This is a genomic window from Rhizobium altiplani (assembly GCF_001542405.1).
Classification (GTDB): Bacteria; Pseudomonadota; Alphaproteobacteria; order Rhizobiales; family Rhizobiaceae; genus Rhizobium; species Rhizobium altiplani.
The window spans coordinates 1-19,525 of sequence record NZ_LNCD01000103.1; the positions used below are offsets into that span (position 1 = coordinate 1).

14 protein-coding genes, 1 tRNA gene and 1 pseudogene are annotated in these 19,525 nt (G+C 58.4%); 10 read left to right on the top strand and 6 right to left on the bottom strand.

What is annotated here, in order from left to right:
• The 3 genes from AS026_RS24185 to AS026_RS24195 form a co-directional block, all read right to left on the bottom strand.
• On the bottom strand, positions 1-497 hold a 497-nt coding region (locus AS026_RS24185), incomplete at its 3' end, for an IS630 family transposase (RefSeq protein WP_131815316.1).
• Between the two features lie 195 nt (positions 498-692).
• Entirely contained in the window at positions 693-992 is a 300-nt protein-coding gene (locus AS026_RS24190; protein WP_062372107.1) for a type II toxin-antitoxin system TacA family antitoxin, read from the bottom strand.
• A gap of 134 nt (positions 993-1,126) precedes the next feature.
• Positions 1,127-2,062 (bottom strand): LysR family transcriptional regulator, encoded by a 936-nt coding sequence (locus tag AS026_RS24195; protein WP_062372109.1) that lies wholly within the window; start codon positions 2,060-2,062, stop codon positions 1,127-1,129.
• Between the two features lie 106 nt (positions 2,063-2,168).
• On the opposite strand from AS026_RS24195, the gene AS026_RS24200 reads away from it, so the two are divergent.
• Positions 2,169-3,188, top strand: a complete 1,020-nt coding sequence (locus tag AS026_RS24200) for a YeiH family protein (protein ID WP_062372111.1) — start codon at positions 2,169-2,171, stop codon at positions 3,186-3,188.
• Positions 3,189-3,541: 353 nt separating this feature from the next.
• Here AS026_RS24200 and zwf read toward each other — a convergent pair whose 3' ends face one another.
• Both zwf and AS026_RS43635 read right to left on the bottom strand, forming a co-directional pair.
• Positions 3,542-4,993 (bottom strand): glucose-6-phosphate dehydrogenase, encoded by a 1,452-nt coding sequence (gene zwf, locus AS026_RS24205; RefSeq protein WP_062372114.1) that lies wholly within the window; start codon positions 4,991-4,993, stop codon positions 3,542-3,544.
• A gap of 478 nt (positions 4,994-5,471) precedes the next feature.
• The gene (locus tag AS026_RS43635) at positions 5,472-5,732 is read right to left on the bottom strand and encodes a hypothetical protein (protein WP_245307624.1); all 261 of its coding nucleotides are present in this window, start codon (positions 5,730-5,732) and stop codon (positions 5,472-5,474) included.
• Between the two features lie 378 nt (positions 5,733-6,110).
• On the opposite strand from AS026_RS43635, the gene AS026_RS24210 reads away from it, so the two are divergent.
• The 6 genes and pseudogenes from AS026_RS24210 (at position 6,111) to AS026_RS24230 (ending at position 14,971) form a co-directional block, all read left to right on the top strand.
• Entirely contained in the window at positions 6,111-10,631 is a 4,521-nt protein-coding gene (locus AS026_RS24210; protein ID WP_245307620.1) for a RecQ family ATP-dependent DNA helicase, read from the top strand.
• Positions 10,632-10,737: 106 nt separating this feature from the next.
• Complete coding sequence (locus AS026_RS24215) at positions 10,738-11,502, top strand: DUF429 domain-containing protein (RefSeq protein ID WP_245307613.1); 765 nt, start codon at positions 10,738-10,740, stop codon at positions 11,500-11,502.
• Positions 11,492-11,569 (top strand): annotated as a pseudogene (locus AS026_RS44635) (NYN domain-containing protein); the annotation flags it as partial. The gene AS026_RS24215 and the pseudogene AS026_RS44635, both read left to right, overlap by 11 nt.
• A gap of 288 nt (positions 11,570-11,857) precedes the next feature.
• The gene (locus tag AS026_RS24220) at positions 11,858-12,784 is read left to right on the top strand and encodes an HD-GYP domain-containing protein (RefSeq protein ID WP_062372121.1); all 927 of its coding nucleotides are present in this window, start codon (positions 11,858-11,860) and stop codon (positions 12,782-12,784) included.
• Between the two features lie 528 nt (positions 12,785-13,312).
• Positions 13,313-14,416 (top strand): DUF937 domain-containing protein, encoded by a 1,104-nt coding sequence (locus AS026_RS24225; protein ID WP_062372123.1) that lies wholly within the window; start codon positions 13,313-13,315, stop codon positions 14,414-14,416.
• A gap of 60 nt (positions 14,417-14,476) precedes the next feature.
• A complete protein-coding gene (locus AS026_RS24230; protein ID WP_018859145.1) occupies positions 14,477-14,971 on the top strand; it encodes a hypothetical protein in 495 nt (164 codons plus the stop codon).
• Positions 14,972-15,138: 167 nt separating this feature from the next.
• On the opposite strand, the gene AS026_RS24235 is transcribed toward AS026_RS24230, so the two are convergent.
• A tRNA-Ser gene (locus AS026_RS24235) sits at positions 15,139-15,228 on the bottom strand.
• Positions 15,229-16,104: 876 nt separating this feature from the next.
• Between AS026_RS24235 and AS026_RS24245 the strand changes: the two genes are divergently transcribed.
• From AS026_RS24245 to AS026_RS24255, 3 genes are all read left to right on the top strand, one after another.
• Complete coding sequence (locus AS026_RS24245; protein WP_245307614.1) at positions 16,105-16,467, top strand: hypothetical protein; 363 nt, start codon at positions 16,105-16,107, stop codon at positions 16,465-16,467.
• 429 nt (positions 16,468-16,896) lie between these two features.
• Positions 16,897-18,945 carry an alkyl/aryl-sulfatase gene (locus AS026_RS24250; protein WP_245307616.1) on the top strand — a complete coding sequence of 683 codons (2,049 nt, stop codon included), beginning with the start codon at positions 16,897-16,899 and terminating at the stop codon, positions 18,943-18,945.
• 21 nt (positions 18,946-18,966) lie between these two features.
• Complete coding sequence (locus AS026_RS24255) at positions 18,967-19,509, top strand: hypothetical protein (protein WP_062372128.1); 543 nt, start codon at positions 18,967-18,969, stop codon at positions 19,507-19,509.
• Positions 19,510-19,525 lie beyond the last annotated feature (16 nt).

A 19,525-nucleotide genomic window follows, 5' to 3' on the forward strand; every position in this document is an offset into this window, starting at 1 on the left:
GACATGTAAAGACCGACGATGTCCTGCACCTTATCGACGAAGAGCGGATCAGAGGAAAGCTTGAATGTCTCGGCACGATGCGGCTGCAGGCCAAAGGCGGTCCAGATCCGACGGATGGTGGTATGCGAAAGTCCACTGGAGGCTGCCATCGAACGGATGGACCAGTGCGTGGCATCCTTGGGGGTGGTGTTCAATGTACGCTCGACGACCTGAGCAACCTGGGCATCAGAGACAGTTCGCGGTCGACCGGCACGATATTCATCTGTCAGCCCTTCAATGCCATCTTGTATGAACCGGCGGCGCCACTTGCCAACCGTATGCTCGTGGAGCCCAAGACGCTCGGCAACGTCTTTACTTTGCAGACCCTGCGCACACAGCAAGACCATCCGGCATCGATCCGACGAGGAGCGCGGCGCTTTATGCCGGCGCACCTGAGATTCCAGGAAATTTCTATCTGCCTCGCTCAGAACGACGAGGCCTGCTTGCCTGCCAACCATCAATCAACTCCTGCTCTTCTAACAGAAGCCAAACAAAATGAAGCTTACTTTAGTTCCAGGTGACTAGAACAAGATTTCACAGTGTGAAAGTACCTAGGGGGCGGGTCGGCAGGCCGGGGGATATCGCCAGATCGGGGTACCCCGGGCGGCTATCGTCGACGGGCCGATCGGGCAGTGGTGCCGGTGCGCTGAGAGTCAGGCCTCATCCCACGGCGCTTTGATCAACATGGTGCGTTTCAAACGCTGATTGGGCTGCGTGGGCGCATCCAGTCGCGCAAGGTATTCGGCATAGATTTCGGGGCTGACCGTGAAGATAGTACGGTCGAAAAGCACTTCCTCCGCGCGGCTCTCAGAGGCTTCCAGGATGAAATCCGTGCGCGTCTTGCCGAGTAGTTCAGCAGCGCGGTCGATCAAGTTGCGGGTCACAGGCTTGATCCGCATATTCAGCGGCACGCTGGCGTCTGGGCTTTTGCTCCTATGCGGGGTGGTGGGCATAGACACCTCCTGTTTTCCACCGACCATATAGCGGAACGACATCTGCTTGATTATTAGAAAATCTGCCACATAAGCCGCTGTTGTGGAACAATCGCTACGACGATGTCGGCTGTAGGAACGCCGGCCCCGGAATCTTATCGAGCCGGCACAGAGTTTGCCTTAACCGTTGCAGCGCTGGTTGAGCTTTGAGCCGAATGGCGGCACATCTCGATTAGCCTCGAGGCGGCCTTGCTGCTGTGCCGCTCCTTGTGCCTAAGGAGTCGGAACTCGCGAATCGGCCGGCAGAAATTGACTTCGATCAGCTTGCCGGCTTCGATGTGCTGCTGGGCGGCAAGGCGGGAAACGCCGGCGGCACATATGCTGTCTTTCAGTGCCGACAGGATCGCCTCGTTGGAGGGAAGCACCATCGCGACGTTCAGATCATCCGAATTGACACCGATATTGGCCAGCGCATGCTCGAATACCGAGCGGGTTCCAGAACCCACCTCGCGCATCACCCATCGGGCGGTCGTGAAATCGCTGGCGGCAAGCGTCTTGGCGCCAGCCCAGGGGTGGGTTGCCGCCACAACGACCACCAGTTCGTCCTGGTCGATCACCGATGCGGCAAGCGCCGGCTCATCGAGATCGCCCTCGACGAAGCCGACATCGGCCTCGCCATTGATGACGGCGTCGGCCACTGTACGGGTGTTGCCGATGGTGAGGTTGAGGTCGATGCCGGGGTGAGAGGCATGAAACCGCATGAGCCGGGAAGGCAGCCAGTAGCTTGCGATCGTCTGGCTGGCGAAGACGCTGAGCGTCCCGCGCTGCATCCCGCCGAGTTCGCTGAGTACAAGTTCGGTTGCGCGGGCTCTTGCCAGCAGCGTTTTTGACTCGCAGAGAAAAATCCGTCCGCTCTCCGTCAGCTCGATGCGCCGGCCGACTCGGTGAAAAAGCTCGACACCGTAACGGTGTTCCAGGTTCTTGATGGCCGTGCTGACGGCGGATGGCGTGAGATTGATCGAGGCGGCGGCCTTGGTGAGATGCTCGCGCTCCGCCACCGCGACAAAAATTGCAAGCTGTTCAAAGGTCATGGGAAACCATTCTACTTTCTCGAATAAAACGTAGAAGAATATTCGATGGAAGTCGACGCGATTAGCTGAAAAATCTGAAGGGCAATCTCTGAATTCCAGGTGCCCGATGACCCTCCAGAACTGTTTCAAACATAGTAGCCAGATCGTTCCTGGCCTGCTCGTCTGTATTGCCGTTGCTGCCGCTGCCTATCTGTTCGAGCGGCTCGAGCTTGCCGTGTTCGGCGTCGGTCCTTTGGAAGCGCTCGTCTTTGCGATCGTTATCGGGGTCGTCACGCGGACGGCTTTGCCCAGCAGGAAATCCTGGCAGCCTGGTATCAGCTTCAGCTCCAAGACATTGCTCGAGATCGCCATCGTGCTCCTTGGCGTGTCCCTGAGTTTCGGGACGCTGTGGAGTGCCGGTGTGACACTTGTTGTCTGTGTCGTGGCGATCGTTGTCATCTCGATCTGCGTCAGCTTCCTCGTCGCTCGTATGTGCGGCCTGTCGGACCGGCTCGCCATGCTGATCGCCTGCGGCAATTCGATATGCGGCAACTCCGCCGTCGTCGCCGTGGCGCCGGTCATCGATGCGGATTCCGATGAGGTTGCTGCCGCGCTGGCCTTCACCGCGGTCCTGGGCGTTGCCTCCTTGCTCATTTTGCCGCTGATTTATGTCTATGCGGGTATGACGGCGAGACAATATGGTGCGCTGGCCGGCCTGACCGTCTATGCGGTGCCGCAGGTCCTTGCTGCTGCCTCCCCTGCGGGGTTGGTCGCCGTGCAGACCGGAACAGTGATCAAGCTCCTGCGCGTCTTGATGTTGGGGCCGGTCATCTTCGTTCTGGGCCTTCTCCGGACGGACCACGGAGACTGCGCGCAGGCGCAGCGCGGTCTTGTTCCCTGGTTCATCATCGGCTTTGTCGTCGTCGTGATCGCCCGTTCGATGGGGCTCATTCCCACCGCCCTCATCCCGATCCTCCTGACGATCTCGGGCGGCCTGACGGTCGTTGCGATGGCCGCGCTTGGCCTCTCGGTCAATATGCGGACGGTGGCCAGCGCAGGGAAACGAGTGCTTTTCGCGGCATCGGCTTCGCTGCTATTACTGACGACGATGAGCTACTATTGCGTAGTCCTCGTCCTCGCGAAGTGAAGGTGCACAAGAGTTGGAGGCAGAACGGCGTTGTCAGGTTAGGGTTTTGAAGTGCGCTTTCGCCATGGCGCGTGGCTCGACCACTGGCCCGGTCACGGCCCTCAATGCGCGATCTCGCTGAGGCGATTCAGATGGACGGCGATGGCTGAACGTCGCGAACGGGCGGCATAAAGAGATTTCGCACTATTTGGGCGAGGACAAACCAACATCTCTCAAGAAGAAGATTTAATCGTTCGACGCAAGCACGATTGTTCGCGATAGGCTGCGCTAATCAATAAGCTTGGACCTCGCCGGTGGCGAAGAGCTCCATGACAATCTGATTGCCCGGATATGCATGCCGGCAAGAAAGCCGGCTACTCCTTGGCCGAATCTCGCCAGGCTCGCTCGAACGGTAGGCGCCAGGCATGCGGGGCGATGAGCTGGTGGATCGATTTCGGCCCCCAACCGCCCTGATCATAGAGGCGCACTGGTGGTGGGTTTTCCAGAAGAGGTTGCGAGACCTCCCACAATCGCTCAATACCCTCGGCGGTGTTGAACAGCGTGTGATCGCCACGCATGGCGTCGAGGATCAGGCGCTCGTAGGCCTCGAGGACTTCGCCGATCAATCCGGTTTCACTCATGGCGAACTGCAATGACAGCTTGTCGAGCCTGAAGCCGGGGCCGGGCCGCTTGCCATAGAAGGACAGGGAGACCTTTGAGGCATCGGCAAGGTCGAACGTGAGGTGATCCGGTCCTTGTGCCCCAACGCCCGAACCGGCCGGAAACATCGACTTGGGTGGCTCGCGGAAGGCGATCGAGATGATGCGTTGCCCCTCGGCCAGACGTTTTCCCGTACGCAGGAAGAAGGGCACACCCGCCCAGCGCCAGTTGTCGATGGCGCATTTTAAGGCGATGAAAGTATCGGTGTCGCTCTCCGGATCGACCCCAGGCTCTTTGCGATAGCCGATGTATTGGCCGCGCACCACGTCGCGTGGCTCGATCGGCAGCATGGAGCGGAACACTTTGTTCTTTTCCTCCGAGATTGGCGCCGGCTCCAGCGCCGTGGGCGGCTCCATCGCCATGAAGGCGAGGATTTGAAAAAGGTGGGTTACCACCATGTCGCGATAGGCGCCTGTCGTCTCGTAAAAGGCGGCGCGAGTGGAAAGCCCTAGCGTCTCCGGAACGTCAATCTGCACGTGATCGATGAAGTTACGGTTCCAAATCGGCTCGAAAAGGCCGTTGGCGAAGCGGAAAGCCAGGATGTTCTGCGCCGGCTCCTTGCCGAGGAAGTGGTCAATACGGAAAATCTGCTTCTCGTCGAAAACCTCGTGCAGTTTCGTGTTCAGTTCCACAGCGCTGGCAAGGTCCGTCCCGAATGGCTTCTCCATGATAATCCGGCAACGCTCGACCAGTTCGGCCTCGGCAAGGAGTTGCACGGCCGGAAGCGCCGCCTTAGGCGGCACAGAGAGATAGTGCACGCGCCGCGTCTCCGGCCCAAGCGCCACCTCTGCCCGCTTCACCGCTTCCTTCAGGACACCGGCGCCGGCAGAGAGCGAGACATAGTCAAGCGAAGCGGAGAAATCTTCCCATTCGGCCTCGGTGAACTTGCGAGTCAGGAACTGGTTCAGCGACTCGCGTGCGATGGCGCGGAAACCATCGGCATCGATCTCGTCGAGCGAGACGCCGACGATGCGGCACCCCGGGATGAAGCCGGCCTTAATGAGATGAAACAGCCCCGGCAGCAGCTTGCGCCGGGAGAGATCGCCCGTTGCACCGAAGAGAACGACGAGCTGCGGATAGCCAGGTCCGACCCGAGTGGAATTCATTCGCACAGTGCCCGCTCCCTTTTCTGCCGTTGTGCCCTGAATAGAGGCATGAATTACTCAGTCAATCAAGGTCTTACGGTCTCTGTGTGCGGGAAGCCGAACGGCGGAAGGGTTGCGAGAATGACAACTCAGGCATCTGTCAGTTTTGCAAGGGCAATCGTGTCGAAGAACGAGACTTTGTCTACCAAGAGCACGCATGGCTAAGGACAGTCACCGGTGCCGGCACACCGACGACGCAGGGTCTGAGCAACTCTTCTCAGCCATATCGACCTCCACAAGCGTTATCACTGCGCAACGATGGTCTACCCATGACACCTAGGGGCCGCTCGCTGAAGCCGTTAAGGGTAGATTACCGCGGATATCCCAGCTTCCTGCTTCCTAATCCGGCACTGCGAAATCGGCGTTACGCGGAACACACCTTCTCGGGCGGAGCCGCCGTCGCATGTTCTCACCCCTAGCGTGCGCTCGTCCGTCGTGCTTATCTCGGAAAATCAGGATGTTGATGTCGCCAGTGGAAGACTGACGCATGGGTGGAGTCGAGATCAGTCACATTGATGGTTCTCTCGTTAGCCGTTGCCTGTCGATCGACCTTGAGGTTGATCCGGGCCAAGCCAAGATTTTCGCCTTTGCCGCCGTTCGTTCCCAGGGCCAAAAGGTGGTTTTCCGAAGCGGAAACCGCGAAGCCGCGCTTGACGGTCTCGAGGGCCTCGCTTCCGAAGCCGACTTCCTGCTTGGTCACAACATAATCAGATTTGATCTTCCACACCTCGCAGCCGTGCGGCCACGTTTCGCGCAGTTAGCAGCAAAGCCAATTGATACACTTTGGCTAAATCCCCTAGCCTTTCCGCGCAATCCATATCACCGTTTGGTCAAGCACAATCACGACGGGCGGTTGCAAGCAGGACATGTTAACGATCCGGAGCTGGATGCACGCCTCGTCCTCGAGGTGCTGGCCAACCAGATCGCAGCCTTTGCAGCCTTGGTGCAGGAGACGCCTGCCGCTCTTATCGCCTACCACTACCTGACCACCTGCATGCCGGGGAGTGATGGGTTCGATGCCTTGTTTGCCAGCTTGCGCAGAGCGCCTAGGCCTGGAGCGGAACAGGCCACGAAGGCGATGATGGAACTGCTCGATGGTCACGCCTGCCCTTGGCGGATTCAGCAAACACTGAACCGCCTGTCCTCAGCACAGCTCGGGTGGCCGATGGCATATGCACTCTCGTGGGTCTCGGTCGCAGGCGGGGATTCTGTTATGCCGCCTTGGGTGCGGGCGCAATTCCGTGAGGCATCGTTGATCGTTCGGCATCTCCGCGATCGCGCGTGCGACGACCTAGGCTGCCACTGGTGCCAGGAAAAGAACGACCCGAGGAAAGCGCTCTCGCGCTGGTTTGGCTTTGACAGCTTTCGACCGGAGCCAAAGGACGATGCCGGACGCCCCTTGCAGGAACGCATTGTTGCAGAGGCCATGGAGGGTAAATCCGTTCTCGGTATCCTTCCTACTGGAACCGGGAAGTCTGTCTGCTACCAAATTCCCGCGTTGGCGCGGTTCGACAAGATCGGCGCGCTTTCTGTTGTCATTTCGCCTCTCGTCGCACTGATGGCCGATCAAGTTCAAGGTCTCGCGCGGCACGGAATCAGCGGCTGCGTTACAATCAACGGGCTTCTCTCAATGCCAGAACGCCATGCTGCCCTGGATCAGGTGCGTCTAGGCGATGCTGCCATGTTGTTAATCTCGCCCGAGCAGCTCCGTAGCCCCTCGGTGCGCTCGGTCCTCTCGCAGCGGGAGATCGGATATTGGATCCTGGATGAAGCCCACTGCGTCTCAAAGTGGGGACATGATTTCCGACCCGACTACCGCTACATCTCGCGCTTTATCCGTGAGTACTCCGGTGATCAGGAGCCCGCGCCAGTGGTGTGCCTGACTGCGACGGCCAAGCCGGAAGTAGTGCGTGATATCCGCGATCACTTCCAGTCTCGCCTTGGCGTGGAACTGCTCCTTCTCGACGGCGGAGCAACCCGTGAGAACCTTACCTTCGAAGTTCAAGAGACCCATCGTAACCGCAAGCTAGCCGATATTCTCGATACGATCGAACGCGCCCTCCCGCGCGATGGTGCTTCGGGTGCGGTTGTTTATTGTGCAACGCGATCTGCGACCGAGCGTATCACGGATTTCCTACAGCAGCAGGGATTGGCCGCCGACTTCTTTCACGCCGGCTTGACGCCCGAACGCAAGCAGGAAGTGCAGGAGCGTTTCCGTGTCGGTGAGCTGCGGGTCATTGCCGCGACCAACGCCTTCGGCATGGGGATCGACAAGCCCGATATCAGGCTCGTGGTGCATGGTGATATTCCAGGTTCGCTCGAAAACTATCTGCAGGAAGCAGGAAGGGCCGGCCGTGACCGCGATCCCGCGATCTGTGTGCTTCTGTTCAATACCGAGGATGTCGAGCGGCAATTCTCCCTTAACGCGCGCTCGCGTCTGGCACGGCATGAGATAGGCGCAATCTTAAAAGCTCTCCGTCGGCTCGATACTCGCGGGAAATCTAGCGGCGAGGTCGTCGCCACCCCAGGCGAAATAGTGCGGGAAGAGACAGCACAGGAATTTGAACGCGACAGCGCAACTGATGACACGCGGGTCAAGACTGCGGTTGCCTGGCTCGAAGAATCCACACTGCTGACACGGGAAGAGAACCGCGTGCAGGTCTTTCCTTCATCCCTGCGAATCCGCACCATGGAAGAGGCCGAGGCGATCCTGTCGAAGACCGAGCTCGCCGGAAGCCGGCGCAAGCAACTTCTGGACCTCGTGCGGCATTTAATCACGGCCTCCCCAGATGCCGGGGTCTCGACGGACGAGCTTTCCGGAGCTAGTGGTCTGACAGGCGGGGCACTTCGGAAGGCTTTGTCCGATCTGGAGACGCTTGGTATCGCGACCGACGATACCGCCATTACGATCTTCATTCATGTCGGGGTCGAGGGCGCATCAAAACAGCGCTTCCAAATCGCCACGGCCCTGGAAACCGCGTTGATCGCAGCGATGCGTGAAGCGTCGCCCGATGCAGAGGGTGGCGAAGCGCACCCCCTACTTCTCGCAGCAACCTGTCAAATTCTTCGCGATCAGGGCCATGTCGGGGCACGCCCGGATCTGATTGAGGCGCATCTTCGGAGTTTGGCGCAGGACGGGCGCGACGAGGAAGGTGGGCGTGGCAACATCCATCTGCGTAAAGTGAACCGGAACACCTGCTTGGTGCGGCTGCAGCGGTCCTGGGAAATGGTGAGCAGAACTGCGGAAGCCCGGCGTCGCGGTGCAGAGCTTTTGCTCCAGCATCTCGAAGGGTTGGTGGCGAAAGGCACGCGCGGCAAAGATCTCAGGGTTGAGACCACGATGGGCAAGATGCAAGCCGCCATCATGGGTGACGTTTTCCTGAAGGGCTCGGTTCGGGATGCGACCAAATTGCTCGGCAGGGCACTTATGTGGATGCATGAACAGGGCGTGATCACACTTGGTCGGGGTCTGACGATCTTCCGCCCAGCGATCACCGTTCACCTTCGCCCCGGTGGTGGTCAATTTACTCAAAAGGACTTCACGCCTCTCGAGGATCATTACAGCGAGCAGACCATCCAGACACATATCATGGCCGCGTATGCAGAGCGCGGTCTAACCTCAACCAAGGACGCCGAGCTGCTCTCGGCTGACTATTTCAAGCTGGACAAGGAAGCCTTCTTGAAGCGCTGGTTGCCGGATCGAGCGGGCGAATTGCGCCGCCAAACGACACCGGAAAGCTGGCGGCAAATCGTGGACGGTCTTGGTAACCCGGTGCAGTCGAAGATTGTCGCCGATGATCGCGAACAGACGAACGTGTTAGTCCTTGCAGGACCAGGCTCCGGGAAGACACGGGTGCTGGTGCATCGCGTTGCTTATCTGGTGCGGGTCAGACGGGAAGACCCGCGTGGTATTCTTGTGCTTACCTATAACCGGCATGCGGCAGTCGAAATCCGCAAGCGATTAAAGGAGCTGATCGGCGACGACGCGAACAGCGTAACGGTCTCCACCTGTCACGCGCTCGCGATGCGACTGGTGGGAGCAAGTTTTGCAGGCGAAGACGATACCCCGCACGAGTTCGACAAGATAGTGATGGAGGCCGTCAACCTACTGAAAGGCGAAGGCCTTCCGAAGGTCGAAGCCGAAGCCCTCCGCGAAACCCTAATTCAAGGCTATCGCTGGATCCTAGTCGACGAGTATCAAGATATCGGTCCCGAGGAATATTCCCTGATCGCTGCCGTGGCGGGCCGGTCGCTCGACGACCCTGACCAGCGCCTCAGCATTTTTGCAGTGGGTGATGACGACCAGAACATCTATGCTTTTGCCGGCGCGTCGATTGAGTTCATCCGACGCTTCGAGGCTGATTACTCTGCCAAGCCCAGTTATATGATTGAGAACTATCGCTCCACAGTGGCGATTATCGATGCGGCCAATCAGGTGATTGCGCCAGCTTCTCACCGGATGAAGACCGGCCATGACATCGTGATCAATCGAAATCGGGCTAAGGCACAACAAGGCGGCTCACTAACTTTGTTGGATCCGGTCGCGCAGGGCCGGGTTCAGCTCTTGCGCACTGCGCCAGACCCTGCAGCGCAGGCCATCGCAGCCGTCGATGAACTGATCCGCCTGTCGCAACTGGTGCCGGACTGGTCCTGGGCTAAGGCGGCGATCATCGCACGAGAATGGCGGCTTCTGGAACCAGTGCGTAGCTATTGTGAGGCGCGTGGTGTGCCGGTGCAACTCGCTAGCGAAGGTATGCCTCCGTTTTGGCGTTTGCGGGAAGTGAGAGAATTCCTCAAATTCCTCAAGGCCGAGCCAACGAAGATGATTGCGGCTGAAGCCATGCAAGCTTTTGTCACCAGACAGCCTTCGAATGATTGGTGGGCTCTGATCGCCGAAGGTATCGCGGCACTTGACTCCGAAATCGACGGGAAAGCGGTTCCAGTCATAGACATCATCGAGATGTTGGCCGAATGGGTTCGAGACAATCGTCAGGAGCAGTATGGGTTGATGCTTCTGACCGCGCATCGTGCCAAGGGACTGGAGTTTGATGATGTAATTATCCTTGATGGTGGTTGGGACCGGAAATCGAAAGAGGAAGACCGCGACGCCTCGCGCCGGCTATTTTATGTCGCTATGACCCGGGCGAAGCGCAGCTTGGCGATCTTGTCGATGCAAGATAGGCATCCGATTCTGCGCGAGGCCGCGGCAAAATTGCTGGAGCGTCGGGTAACTCCGGTTAAGTCTTCGCAAACCGACTTTGGCTTGCGATACCAGACCGTAGAGCCGCACATGGTGGATTTGTCCTGGGTGGGCAGGCAGACGGCAATCCATCCGGTACATCAGGCTCTGGCGCAGATACAAACCGGCGATCCCGTCCAACTGACAGAGAACAACGGACGTTGGGAGGTTCGAACCAGTGACGGAGTGACGGTCGGGCGGATGGCTCAGGGCTACCGTCCCTTGGACGGGTCGTTCGTTCGTGGCGAGGTTAGCGCAATCATCCGTTGGCGAAAGCTCGACAATGCTGAGGAATTTCGCGGCACGCTTCGCCGTGAAGCGTGGGAGGTTGTCCTTCCAGAGTTGGTTTTTCGCCACTAAGGAACTCGACATGTTTTCGATGTCGAAACAATGGGGCGGCTGATCATAGTGATTAGCGTGGTGCACGACACCAAACGGGGAGGCTATGGTGGATTTAGACGGTATTGTGCTGCTGGGTATCGACGTCGGCTTCTCGAGATCGCGACCAACGACGGGTATCGCTTGGAGCAAAGGTGGAGCATTCAAAGCTACAAAGACATACACCGACTGGCAGCGCCGTAGTCAGCACATTCCCTCAGCGACGACATTCGCTGTGATCGCAATCGACGGTCCTCTTGTTCCTCTCGGTTCGGCCGACAGTCTCGAACGTCTCTGTGAGCGAATCTTCATTCGCGGCTCCTTCCAAGTGCGATGCAAGCCGGGCTTGAGCCATCATGGATATGGACGCGACTTGAGGCGTGCCGCAGCGGAGACGGCGGAGCAGGTCGTGCATCTCGCCGCCCGGAATACTGTAGTGGAAAGGACAGTTCGGATTGGTGCCTCGATTATTGAAGCATTTCCCAACGCATTCTTAGGGGTTCTTTTACCCGAAGCGCGCTTCGCAATGCCGGCGGCGGGCAAGCGCAAGAAGTTCGATTGGCTGTATGATCACGCTGTCGATAGTGGCGTTCTCGAAAATCTGTTTCACACGATCGGATGGCAGAACCTCAAACTGGTAGGCACTGTATTGGCTGAGAGGGATCACGAGAAACGGGCCGCCTGGATCTGCCTCCTTACTGCAGCGTGCGTCGCGGCCGGAAAGTCAGAGGTTGTCGGTGACGAGCTTGGCGGGTGGTTTTGGCTGCCTCCCACATATCTCTGGGCTCAATGGGCGCATGACGCCTTGGCCCGCAACACCTTAGAGTTGTGGAGAAACACGCATGCCAGGTGAGCCTCGGTCGCCACGACTTGCCGTCCTCATCGACGCAGACAACGCTTCGGCAAGCGCTCGTCACGGAACGAAGTGATATCCTGCTGGCTCAAACCGATCATCGTCCGATAAGCCAACTCTCCTCTGACGGGGGGCCAAGGATTATCCCGGCGTCTCAAGATACGTATCATCTTCACACTTGCGACGAGTCCTTGCCTCGCCAGTAGGCAGACAAGGGTGCCTGAATATCCTCTCGTTCCGGTCGGCTCAGCCTGCCGCAACCGCAGCTTTCTATCGAAACACGTAAAGGTTTTTTATTAGATATTAGATATACCCTTAAAAGGGGAAAAGTATCAGCAATGAGGAGTCGCTAAGCGTGATCTTGCGCATTCCGAAGTCTATGCTTCGCAAAGGAATGTTTATTGAATCGGTAGAATGCTCGGACTTGGAGTTCTCCGGCCGACGCTTCTTGTTGGAAACGGATTCCGCTCTGCATTCTATACTCGCCTCGTCGGCGGAAAACGTGTTGGTCAACCGGGTAAAGAGCAGGGTCGATTGTGGGATACCGGTTTTCCGACAGGCGGACGAAGACCTCCAGCCCAAGTCTGTGCAGGAGCTGGACCAGCGCACGCGGATCCAGCACACTGTATCTCAAGTTACCGGGATTCTGCGCGACGGTTTTGAAGATATCAAATTAGGGAAATTCGATATCGATCGATTCGCCCCCGCAGCCAGGCACATAGCCGCCTCCTTAAAGGCCTCGCCCCATCTATTGGTCGAAGTCACGCGGCTGAAGACAAAGGATGAGGGAACTTACGTGCACTCGCTCGCGGTCGGAGGGCTCATGACGGGGCTCGGCCACCTGTCGGGCCTGGAAGAGGAAACGATTAAGGAACTGACCCTAGCCGGCCTCTTACATGATCTTGGCAAGCTGATGATACCAAACGCTATCCTCAACAAGACCGGACAACTGACAGATGCGGAGCGCAAAGCCATACGCAGTCATCCCGAGCGCGGCTACATGCTCCTTAAACAATATCCGGAAGTCTCTGACCTGGTTCTTGAAATCTGCCGATTTCACCATGAAGCCCTGGACGGAAGCGGCTACCCGCTTGGCCTTAGAGCCGATCAATTGAGTTTGCCTATTCGTATATGCACTGTGTGCGACGTGTTTGACGCCCTTACGAGCGTCCGCCCCTACAAACGCGCATGGAGTAACACGCAGGCGCTGAAGTGGATGTTCGATAGGGGGCACCTCTTCGACAAAAAGCTGATCCTGCGAATGGGCAGCCTGTTTGATTGAATTCAGGTAGTCCCACGTCTTTACCGGGAGCGACAGACGGAATCGCCAGCCACTTTTCGGCTTCGAGCCTACCGTCGAACGACTTGCGGCGGGGCTGTTGCCGGGCCGGCGCACCTGTTCCTCCCAGCGTCCCCTGAGCTTTCCGATCGACGCCATGTGATCTCCAACAGCTGTTGTCGATCACGCGTGTCCTTCGGCGGGTGCCAAGGATTATCCCGCCATGGGCACTGCCCGTCACGATGATCGATGGGCTTTCCGACGTGGCTCGCGTGGGAGCCGATCAGGATGGACTGCGTCGTTGGCTAGACCGCGTCGGATGGGTTCCGCGCCCGACAATAGCCACCCAGCGACATACAAACTGGTGCAATGTATCTTTAAATGCTAATAAAAGTAGATTGGAAATTCTGACAACCAAGTCGGGGGGCGAACTCCGAGAAGCGCAAATCGTTTGCAGCCAGTCACCAAGCCGTCGAGTAGATGGCTCGGAGAAAAGGGCAGTTATCAACGACATCTTGGGGAGGGGCACCAATGGCCAGCAATCTTGTTTCGTATGTCATGCAGATGCTGACGCCTGATGTGATCGGGCGTATCGCGGCAGCTCTGGGGCTCGATAGCAGCAAGGTGCAGAGCGCCTTGGGTGCTGCCGTGCCGGCAGTTCTAGCAGGGCTTGGGAGTATTGCCGCACAACCAGGTGGGGCGCAGAAGATCGCCGACGCCGCCAGACAGCAGAGCGGATCGCTTGGTAATCTCGCTGGAATGCTCGCAGCGGGCGGCCCGGAATCGCTTGCCCAGAGCGGCTCGCAAATCATTTCGTCGGTGTTCGGCTCCAAAGATGGCGGAGCGCTTGCGAATGCCATAGGCAAGATTTCTGGTCTGGATCAGAATGCAAGCGGGTCGTTGCTTGGAACGCTGGCGCCGCTTGTCATGGGAGGCCTCGCCCAGCACAGCGGCGGCGATCTCAGCGCCAACGGCATCGCCGGATTGCTCGCGAGCCAGAAGGACAATATTGCCGCTGCATTGCCGTCGGGGATGAGCGAACTACTCGGCGGCGCTGGCCTGCTCGGGTCGCTCGGCGCTGCGGCGCGAGCGACTACAGCGGCCGCCGGCCAAACAGCACGCAGCGCAGCCTCGTCCGTTTCGTCCATCAGCGGCGCCGGGCAACGCGCGGCCGCGACCGCACCGCCCGCATCGCGCAACTGGCTCTATTGGCTGGTTGCGGCCTTGGTTATTGCAGGCGTGCTTTTCTATCTGTTTGGCCGGCAGAGCCAGCCAGTTACTCCCCAGGTCGCCACGGGCGAGCAGAGCTTGACGGTCGGCGGAATCGACGTCGGCAAGCAGGTCAAGGACAGCCTTGCCAGCCTTCAAACGACGCTCACCGGAATAACCGACGCAGCCTCAGCCAACGCCGCCTTGCCAAAGCTGCAAGATGCAGGGAACCAACTCGACAAGGTCAGCGCCGTGCTGGGACAGCTTTCTGCTGGCCAGCGGGCCGCCCTTACGGCACTGGTAAGCCCGCTGATACCGACGCTCAACGGATTGTTTGACAAGGTCTTGGCGATCCCTGGGGTCTCCGAGATCCTGAAGCCCACCATCGACACATTGAAGACGAAGCTCGCCGCCCTGTCCGCGTGACAGCTGCGAGATCGCCGACACTTGTGCCGACGAAAACCAATGAGCAAGGGAGTGGCAGCCATGGCTGACAAATCGACGTTCACCACAGACGAGTGGAAGACCCTTCTGCAGAGCGTGATGATGGCCGGCATCGCGGTGACTGCGGCGGAGCCAAGCGGTCTCTGGGGCACACTCAAGGAGAGCCTTGCAAGTAGTAGCGCGCTCTTGCAAGCCAAGACCGGCGACGCAAATCCACTGATCTTAGCGCTCGTCGGCGATTTCGAAACTTCGGAAGGACGCGATGCCGCGCGAGACGGATTGCAGGCGAAGCTCAAAGGCGCCAAACCCGACGAAATGAAGACCAAGTGCATCGAGGTGCTCAAGCAGGCCAGAGCGATTATCGAGGCCAAGGCTCCAGGCGATGCGGCGGCCGTCAAGGCCTGGCTATACCAGATCAGCCAGCGAGTGGCGGAGGCTTCCAAGGAGGGTGGCTTCATGGGCATAGGCGGCGTCGCCGTCAGCGACGCCGAGAAGGCGACACTTGCGGAGATATCGGCAGCGCTTCAAACGGGCTAGGCGTGGCCTGCTACGCGCGATTGACGGTTGCTGGCTGGAAGAAGAAGGAAGCCGCACCGGACGCGCCGTCAGAGTGGCCCTGCAATCAATTGCAATTGCAATGACGAGCGAGCGGCGCCCGAATTCAAAGCAAAAACGCCGTAAACAATTGATTTCTTATAGTTTTATGGCGGAAAGGGTGGGAGTTGAACACACGGTACCCTTGCAGGTATGCCGCATTTCGAGTGCGGTGCATTCGACCACTCTGCCACCTCTCCGCGGTCAGGTCGGCGCTTATTCGGCGCGGGGGCTACATAGCGACAGAATGTGATAAAAGCCACACGCCAGATGCGCCGCGACTGTGGCTAGTCGCGAACGATCTGTAGCAGCGGTTCAAAACTGTAGAGAGCGGGCCGGCGACCAGCGGGCGGTTCGAGAGTCCGAATAAGACCTCGTTCGGCGAGAATGCGGGTAAATCGGTGTGCCGATGTCTCCGGGATTCCTGATTTCTTGGTGAACACATTATTTCTGAACACCGGCCGCGAGTACAAGAAATCCAACGCAGCAGTGCTCCACTGTGATGTCAGGATCTGCGGAAACTCCCTTTTGAGTTCTTCATATAGGTCACGGATGCGCTCGGCCGTGGCCAGATTCTTTTGCGCCTGGGCATTCAAAGCGGCTTGTCTATCAAAAAAGGTGAATTGTGGGACTCAAGGGGCGTTGAGTGCTATGCGTTACAGCCAAATGCCTTTGAGCGCCGAAAATCATAATTCTTGAGAGTCAACCGATCTTGGCTTCCATCCATGAGATACAAACAGATTTCTCTGCCAAAATTAAGCAAAAGTGGAACTCAAGCTTGAAAAACGTTGGCAGTGCAGGCTGGAACCGCTTCTTTCGTATCCGGCGCGCGCGATAGGTTTCGACCTTCGCTACCAGTCCAATCTTAAAACAATGAAATCAAATACGTTTTATGGCGGAGAGGGTGGGATTTGAACCCACGATACCCTTGCAGGTATGCCGCATTTCGAGTGCGTTGAAATTCGACATTGGGCCAGACCCGAAGTGAGTTTCCGTTGCGCCGCTATCTCGATGTTGACTCTGCCACAAAACAGAACATAATAAGAACATACAAACATTAAATGAGGATCACGGCCATGTCACACATGCCGGCCGGACAGCCGCGCGCTGAGCAAATTGCGGGAACCTACAGGACGCTACCCAGGAGGGCGACGATGGCCGAGGTTCACCCCCTTCTGATGGCGATCATAATCATGATGCCGAACCATCAAGGTTGGGGCCTGTATTCGGCTGACGTCTACGACATGGCTTCCGGTGGCCCGCTCGGCTACTTCGACATCGCGTTTGACCCACCAACACATCGCGCCTGCGGGTACTACAGTGCCGTCGGCTCCTCGATTGTAATGCGCTCACCGCGGTGGTTCCAATGTGCTGGAGACATCAACGACGCCATGCGGACCTTCCATGCTCTGCTCAGGGAAGCTGGTCATGTCCACTAAGTCGACGAAGCAACTGGAGGTGGATTTCGAGGTTGAAGCCGCCTCGTTTTCCATGACGAAGATGCCAAGGTAACCATTCGCCACGCTCCACGGAGATATCAAACGTCTTCATGTGCAGTTGGCACTGGTGGAGACGACGAGCCGGGTATGACCCGCAGCCGGGAACCCAAGTTCGACCGGGAGCTTTGATGCACTAGACAGGACTAGACAATCAGCAAAGCCGAGCTGGCGTCATGGTCGCGCTGCAATAACTCGCCCGATCAATCCCGCTCCCGCTTTGTGTGTTTTGCGCAACAAGCGGTCGTCGGTTCTCCTGCGTTTGCATCCGTTGTTACATTGGCATTTACCGTAACGTGCTTACCAAATCTGCTTACCTACATACTATCCGTCTTGGCGCGCTAGCCCACCCCTCAAGGATTGGAGAACGCAATGACCTCGTCAGACGGCAATGGCATCAGCAGATCGGAATTCCTTCGTGGCATGGCATCGGCGGGTCTGGCCGTCACGCTCGTCGGCCAATCGGCAAATGCAAGCGCACAGGATGCGCCCCCAGTTCCTCGAAGCGGCAGTGCAGCCAAGCCCGCCACGAAGGCCACACTTGATTACAACGCGCTCTATCGCAATGGCCTCCCGTTCGACGACGTCCAGGATTTCAAGGATTCGCACCGCGGTCTGCTAGCGGCGCTGCCGGATCCCGCCATCATCAAGAATGCGGAAGGGACGCCGGTGTGGGACCTCAGCGTCTATGATTTCCTTGGCACCTCCGAGACCGACGACGCTCCAGATACGGTGAACCCCAGCCTCTGGCGAATGGCCAAGCTCAACATGATCCATGGTCTGTTCGAGGTCGTCGACGGCATCTATCAGGCTCGTGGCTACGACCTGTCGGTCATGAGCATCATCCGCACTGACACCGGCTATATCGTCATCGATCCGTTGGTCAGCTCGGAGACCGCGCGAGCCGTCTGGAAAGAGCTTGTCATTCCGAAGCTCGGCGACAAGCCGATCGTCGCGGTCATCTACACCCATAGTCACGTCGATCACTATGGCGGCGTACGCGGTCTGGTGAACCAGGCGGACATCGACGCGGGCAAGGTCAAGATCGTCGCACCAGAGGACTTCACGAAGGCCGCGGTCGGCGAGAACATCATCGCCGGCAACGCAATGAGCCGCCGCGCCAGCTACATGTACGGCAACCTGTTGCCACGGGGACCGCAGGGTCAGGTTGACGGTGGTCTCGGAAAGACCACGTCGACGGGTGAAATCGGGCTGGCGCTGCCGACCGATTGGGCAACCGAAACGGGCCAGAAGATCACCATCGACGGCGTCGAACTGCAGGTTCTGATGGCCCCGGAATCGGAAGCACCATCGGAGTTCATGTTCTATATCCCGAAGTACAAGGCGTTCTGCGCCGCCGAAGACGCCTGCCACACACTCCACAATCTTTATACGCTGCGTGGCGCTAAAGTTCGCGACGGTCTGTTGTGGTCAAAGTATCTGCAGCAGTCGATCGACATGTTCGGTGGCGAGACCGAGGTCCTCTTCACCTCCCACCACTGGCCGACATGGGGCAATGACCGCGTCATCGCCCACCTCAAGAGCCAGCGCGACATGTTTCGCTTCATCCACGATCAGGTCATGCGGATGGCTAACAGCGGCATGACGCCGAAAGAGATCGGCGAAGTCATCCGCCTTCCGCAGGCACTTGCCACGACATGGGCGTGCCGGAGCTACTACGGCACCGTCTATCACGACGCCGTGGCGCAATATAATCTTCGCCTCGGCTTCTTCGACGGCGTGCCTGCTACCCTCCACCAGCTACCGCCAACCGAAGCCGGCAAGCGCTATGTCGACTTCATGGGCGGTGCCGATAACGTGCTGCGACAGGCGAAGGCATCCTTCGATCAGGGCGATTATCGTTGGGTGGCTGAAGTCGTGAACCATGTCGTTTTCGCCGATGCCAACAACGTCGCGGCCAAGCAGCTTCTTGCCGACACCTACGAGCAGTTGGGCTACCAGTCCGAATCCGGACCATGGCGCAACTTCTATCTGACGGGTGCACGCGAATTGCGCGAAGGTGTAACCGAGCTCCCGGTTCCGAACACGGCGAGCCCCGACACGATCAGGGCAATGCCGATCGACATGTTCTTCGACTTCCTCGGGGTGAGGCTGAACGGAGACCGCGCAGCGGGCAAGACGATCGAGATCAGCATGGAACTGACCGACACGAACGAAAAGTATCTCGTCGGCGTCGAGAACTCCGCGATCCACTATTCCAAGGACAAGAGCGCGCCGAGCGCTGATGTCTCGATCGTCACAACCCGCGAGGCGTTGAACGACGTGATGCTTGGCACCTCGACGATGGAGAAGCAGGTGGTCGAGGGCAAGGCGAAGCTCACCGGTGATCCGAAAAAACTCTCGGAGTTCGTTGGCCTGCTCGACAACTTCGAGTTCTGGTTCCCAATCGTCACTGCTTGAGCCCGAAGGAGCTGCAATCGCATGTGCACCATATGCTCGTTGACGATCGAGTTTGCAGTCGAGCATCCGCTGACGCTTGCGGTTGCAGTAGCCACCCGGCAGGCGATCGATGATGGTCTCCTGCCGGAAGCACCGGCTGAAGAGAAGGACATGGCGCAATCGCGGCATGAGGCGGTTATGCTTCTGACTTCCGTGCAGCAGCGACTGGAACAGGTCTTATCGACGTCGCAACTGATGGCGCTGCCCAACTTCTATGTCCTGATGATCGAGAGCAGGACATGGGGATACTTCCACCCGACGCTTGGCGGTTTCGACGTCAAAGCGAACCCGTCGGCACCGCGCTTGGAAGCTGACAAGAGCGGCAACCGTGACAGTGTCGTCGTGATGTCGCAGGCAGTCGCAGCCGAAATCGTAACGGGGCAGTTGCCCTTCACTTCCGCCGAAGCGGAGGGCCTGGCAATCGTGGACGCACTCGGCCCGGCCGAAGCGATCATTCGTTCGGCCTTCATGACCGCCTATCCCGTCGGCACGTTTAGCCATCTCGTCTGTACCGAGGTGGCGTGAGAAGGCGGATGCAGTG

Coding starts and splice junctions, on each gene's coding strand:
- AS026_RS24190 (WP_062372107.1), bottom strand. CDS start 992: ATGCCCACCACCCCGCATAGGAGCAAAAGCCCAGACGCCAGCGTGCCG.
- AS026_RS24195 (WP_062372109.1), bottom strand. CDS start 2,062: ATGACCTTTGAACAGCTTGCAATTTTTGTCGCGGTGGCGGAGCGCGAG.
- AS026_RS24200 (WP_062372111.1), top strand. CDS start 2,169: ATGACCCTCCAGAACTGTTTCAAACATAGTAGCCAGATCGTTCCTGGC.
- zwf (WP_062372114.1), bottom strand. CDS start 4,993: ATGAATTCCACTCGGGTCGGACCTGGCTATCCGCAGCTCGTCGTTCTC.
- AS026_RS24210 (WP_245307620.1), top strand. CDS start 6,111: ATGATGGAACTGCTCGATGGTCACGCCTGCCCTTGGCGGATTCAGCAA.
- AS026_RS24225 (WP_062372123.1), top strand. CDS start 13,313: ATGGCCAGCAATCTTGTTTCGTATGTCATGCAGATGCTGACGCCTGAT.
- AS026_RS24230 (WP_018859145.1), top strand. CDS start 14,477: ATGGCTGACAAATCGACGTTCACCACAGACGAGTGGAAGACCCTTCTG.
- AS026_RS24245 (WP_245307614.1), top strand. CDS start 16,105: ATGTCACACATGCCGGCCGGACAGCCGCGCGCTGAGCAAATTGCGGGA.
- AS026_RS24250 (WP_245307616.1), top strand. CDS start 16,897: ATGACCTCGTCAGACGGCAATGGCATCAGCAGATCGGAATTCCTTCGT.
- AS026_RS24255 (WP_062372128.1), top strand. CDS start 18,967: ATGTGCACCATATGCTCGTTGACGATCGAGTTTGCAGTCGAGCATCCG.